Annotated in this window: 4 protein-coding genes; all 4 read left to right on the top strand. The window is 33.3% G+C overall.

Translation table 11 applies throughout. The features are described 5' to 3' along the window. Positions 1 to 61: 61 nt before the first annotated feature. Entirely contained in the window at positions 62 to 472 is a 411-nt protein-coding gene (locus D778_RS14035) for a RidA family protein (RefSeq protein WP_007651936.1), read from the top strand. A 4-nt stretch (positions 473 to 476) separates the two neighbouring features. Next, complete coding sequence (locus D778_RS14030) at positions 477 to 911, top strand: SRPBCC domain-containing protein (protein WP_007651935.1); 435 nt, start codon at positions 477 to 479, stop codon at positions 909 to 911. A gap of 190 nt (positions 912 to 1,101) precedes the next feature. After that, positions 1,102 to 1,434 (top strand): type II toxin-antitoxin system RelE/ParE family toxin, encoded by a 333-nt coding sequence (locus tag D778_RS14025; protein WP_040492771.1) that lies wholly within the window; start codon positions 1,102 to 1,104, stop codon positions 1,432 to 1,434. 10 nt (positions 1,435 to 1,444) lie between these two features. Further along, the gene (locus D778_RS14020) at positions 1,445 to 1,777 is read left to right on the top strand and encodes a helix-turn-helix domain-containing protein (protein ID WP_040492768.1); all 333 of its coding nucleotides are present in this window, start codon (positions 1,445 to 1,447) and stop codon (positions 1,775 to 1,777) included. Positions 1,778 to 1,950 lie beyond the last annotated feature (173 nt).

Here is a 1,950-nt window from a genome sequence, read left to right as displayed (position 1 = left end):
AAAAATTAAGGCAGGGTTATTAGACAGACTGCCGTTACCTGCAAGCTGAAAACAACGAACAATGGAGAATAAAATAGAACACATAAATCCAAATGAACTAATAAAAAATCCTGCATTTTCTCAAATTATAACGACTGAAGGAAACGGAAAGACAATTTATATCGGTGGACAAAATGCAGTAAACGGGAATGGAGAAATTGTAGGGAAAAATGATGTTTTACAACAAACCGAGCAAGTAATGAAAAACCTTGAAATTGCTCTTAAATCTTGTGGAGTAAATTTTGAGAGTTTAGTGAAATTAAACATTCACATTGTTCAAGGGCAGAATGCTTATGGTGCATTTCAAGTTTCACAGAAATTTTTAGGACAAAACCCAAACCCACCGATTATTACAGTTTTGTATGTTGCAGGACTAATAAATCCTGAATTTTTACTTGAAATTGATGCTATCGCATTTAAGCCTGAAAAATAAGAAAATGGAAAATCAACTCGGAAAAACCAAAGATGTAGGATTTCAATTTGGAATTAGGAAAACCTTTTCTGTTTCGACTGAGAAGGTTTGGGACTTTTTATTTTCCGAAAATGGACTAAAAATTTGGTTAGGCAATTTGAAAAATGAACTTGAAATTAAAAAAGAATACGAAACTGAAAATGGCATAACAGGACTGGTTCGTGTTTTTAAAGCAAATTCCCATATTCGACTGAATTGGAAACCGAAAAATTGGGAAAATATGTCAACAATTCAAATTAGAGTAATTGGAAATCAAGAAAAGACAACAGTTGCAATTCACCACGAGAAATTATTGAATGCTGAACAGAGAGCAGAAATGAAAGAACATTGGAACGAAATAATGAACAAAATAGGAACTGAAATAAAAAAGCCAGCAGGTAACATTGTATATAAAAAATAGGGGATTTAGTGCTGAATTCGAGGAGTTTGGCTCGTATCAATATTTGTGCATAATCGAAAGTTCCGTGCTTCTTAACCGCCTACTTTTCATATACTAACCGTTGCCAGTAATGCGAACTAAATCATCAAAAGTTTCCATATAATTCAACTTTTTTGTTATCTTTGCTAAAGTAAAACGACAAATAAACTGAATGAAACCAAAATTTGAGGTAGTTTTTCTTGAGCAAGCTATTGACTTTATGTCCAAATTGGACGCTAAAGCAAAAAAGAAAATCTATTACAATTTGGATAAAGCAAAACTCGAAAATGACCCAAAACTGTTTAAAAAACTGACAGACGACATTTGGGAATTTAGAACACTTTATCAAGGAATTCAATACAGACTCTTTGCCTTTTGGGACAAAACAGATAAAACCGAAACGCTTGTGCTATCGACACACGGAATGGTAAAAAAGGTTAGTAAAGTTCCAAAATCAGAAATTGAGAAAGCATTGAAAATTAGAGCTGAATATTTTGACGAATAAACTTAAAATTATGGCAACGAAAAATAAAAAAATGAAAATGATGACACTTGACCAAATGAAGGACAAGGACATTGGAGAAATTGGAACACCAGAACGTGACAAATACGAATTTGACTTGCGAATGGAAGTGCTTGGAAATATGATAAAGTCTGTCCGAAAAGAACGGAATTTGACTCAAGAGCAACTCGGAGAATTAATAGGAGTTCAAAAATCGCAAATCTCGAAATTGGAAAGAAACACTAAAAACGTAACTATCGAAACGATTTTAAAAGTTTTCCGAGCTTTAAAAGCAAACGTGAGATTTAGTGTGGAAATGAATGAATCGGAATTTAAAGTAGCATAAGCACTACTGGCAACAACGTGTATAATTAATGGCTGGTTCTCGCCTACTTACGAAAATCCTCGCGGATTTTCTATTCGGTTTTTATTTGCTAAATTCCGAGCTTAAAACACGCCACTAATCATACACAAAACCGTCAGACTGTCTAATAACTTCTCATAGTTTTTAATAAAAAC

The organism is Xanthomarina gelatinilytica, assembly GCF_000348685.1.
Classification (GTDB): Bacteria; Bacteroidota; Bacteroidia; order Flavobacteriales; family Flavobacteriaceae; genus Xanthomarina; species Xanthomarina gelatinilytica.
This window is presented reverse-complemented; position numbering and strand designations above follow the sequence as displayed.